This window comes from Aeromonas sp. 160P, from assembly GCF_055193095.1.
Genome location: NZ_JBUXKV010000006.1, coordinates 1 through 2,332 on the forward strand (window position 1 = coordinate 1; position 2,332 = coordinate 2,332).

The window sequence follows — 2,332 nt, forward strand, 5'->3', positions numbered from 1 at the left end:
AGCGATTCAGGGCCGGCTTCCAATTCTGGATCGGCATGGTCCATTTCTTGGAGGCCTGCTGTATTGCGAGAAACGCCACTTTCAGCGCCGACTTCATCGGTCGGGAAGAGCTTCCGTTGTTTGGTCGCTTTGCGCAGTACGCTGTTCAGTGACTCGATCGCATTGGTGGTGTAGATCACCTTCCGGATAGCGGGGGGATCATCAAACAGCGTGATCAGATTGTCCCAGTTACTTGCCACGGCGCGCTATCTGCGGGTATTGGCTATCCCAGCGCTCGCCGAAGGCCGCCAGCGCCTGCTGAGCCTCACGTTCTGTCGCAGACTGGTATATCTGCTTCAGTTCAGCCGTCACCGCCTTGTAGTCCTTCCAGGAGACATAGCGCAACGAGTTGCGGACCATGTGGACGATACACAGTTGCACCTTGGTCTGGGGATACTCCACGGCAATGGCATCGGGAAGCCCTTGAGACCATCCACACACGCAATCAGGATGTCTTCAGAGCGGCCCGGTTCTTCAGCTCGGTCAAGACCAACAGCCAGAACTTTGCCCCTTCGGTCTCGGCCAGCCACAGGCCCAACAGCTCCTTGTGCCCCTCCATATTGATGCCCAGTGCCAGATAGAGCGACTTGTTGATCACCCTCTGGTTCGCGCGGATCTTCAGCACAATGCAGTCCAGATAGACGATGGGATAGAGCGGATCCAGCGGCCGGTTTTGCCATTCGTGGACCTGCTCGATGACGCGTTCGGTCACCTTCGATACCAGCCCCGCCGAGATGTCGGCGTCATACATCTCTTTGAACGCGTCCACTATATCCCGCGTACTCAAGCCCTTGGCGTAGAGGGCGAGGATCTGGTCGTCCATCTGGGTCAGGCGTGACTGCCCCTTGCGGACAAACTGAGGCTCGAAGGAGGCGTTACGGTCACGCAGGCGCTGATGGTGACCTCTCCATGGTGGCCTTTTAGGCGCTTGGTGGAATAGCCATTGCGATTGTTGCCGGTCCCGCGGCCTTGTGGGGCGTGTTTCTCGTAGCCCAGATGCTCGTCCATCTCGGCATTGAGCGCGGTCTCCACGGTGAGCTTGATCAGCTGTTGGGTGAGTGTGCCGAGATCTTTTTCAGATTTGATGTCTTTGGCCAGCTCAGCGGCCAGTGCTTTGAGTTTGTCTTGGTCCATTTGCTTACCCACGAAGGTATCCTTTTGAAAAAGTTACTTATTCGTGGGCGGTTACACAATTGGATTTACAGGCTCGGGAGCCAAGGCTCTAATGCCAGTCAGTTAAGCCTGACTGGCATTGTTTTTATTGGCTTTTTTAACTCCATACTTCTGTGGCCTTGGCTTCACGCAGCGGGGATAACTTCGTTCCCTGCGGGCCGGCAACACAAACTGGCCCGCCTGTTTCTCCAGCTCCGCAACGCGTCCCGGGATATTCCCCGGCGACACATACGGCATGCAGCTCAACTCATGGATGGATAGACCGATGCAGTGTAAAACTCAGCTGGCTGGCCGTCTATCCCTTCAGCTTGCTGCCATCTTTACCATCTGGCTGCGCAGCAGGTTGTACGCCAACAACACGCCCCACAGCTCTTGCCGTATCCCCGCCGCCTTCTTGCTGCGCAGGGTCAGCCGGTGCTGCTGTAAGCTGTGCTTCATCTCCCGATAGCCCAACTCGATTTCCCAGCGCTGGCCGTAGAGTTCGACGATGTCGGCACCGGGGAAGCGCATCGGGTCGACCATTGAGGTCAGCACCTGCCGCTCTTTGCCGTTGATGGTGCGAGTCAGCAAGCGGGCTTCTAGCGTCTCTGGCAGTTGCAGCCACTTCTTCCTCGCCTGTGGACTGGGTTTGAGACGCACCAGCGCATCCTGACGCCCCAGCTTGCGCACCACCTCGTATTGCGTGCCCTTTTTGAGTGGCAGCAACCAGTGCCGCTCGCTGCCAGCAGTCTGCCAGGAGTGGTCTGGCGTACGCGCGACAAGTTGTTCGGCCAACACCATCTCGTTGACGGCGCAGCTCTCCATGACCGCCTGAACAAGCAGGTGACTGGTCAACTCCATCTGGCAGAGCATGCGCACCTGAGGATAGGCGGTCTCCCCATGCTGGGTACCGGGCTTGGCAAACGCGGCGGCATTGTCTGGGGTATCAGGCGTGCGCCACATCACGCCATCAACGGCGAGCAGTTGCAGCCCGGCCCAGCCGGGGTGATTGGCATGCTGGTGCCAGCCTGCGGCGGTCTCGTGAAACAGCCGCTCAATGCTCTTGTGGCCAAGCTTCTGGCGAGCTTGCAGGAAGGCGCTGGGGGCAACGAAAGGGCGGTCACCAGGCAACAGGATATCA

2 pseudogenes are annotated in these 2,332 nt (G+C 58.3%); both read right to left on the minus strand.

Going from position 1 to position 2,332, the window contains the following annotated elements:
• Positions 1-1,173: pseudogene (locus ACY8FN_RS21205) on the minus strand (IS256 family transposase); the annotation flags it as partial.
• A 102-nt stretch (positions 1,174-1,275) separates the two neighbouring features.
• Positions 1,276-2,332: pseudogene (locus ACY8FN_RS21210) on the minus strand (IS4 family transposase); the annotation flags it as partial.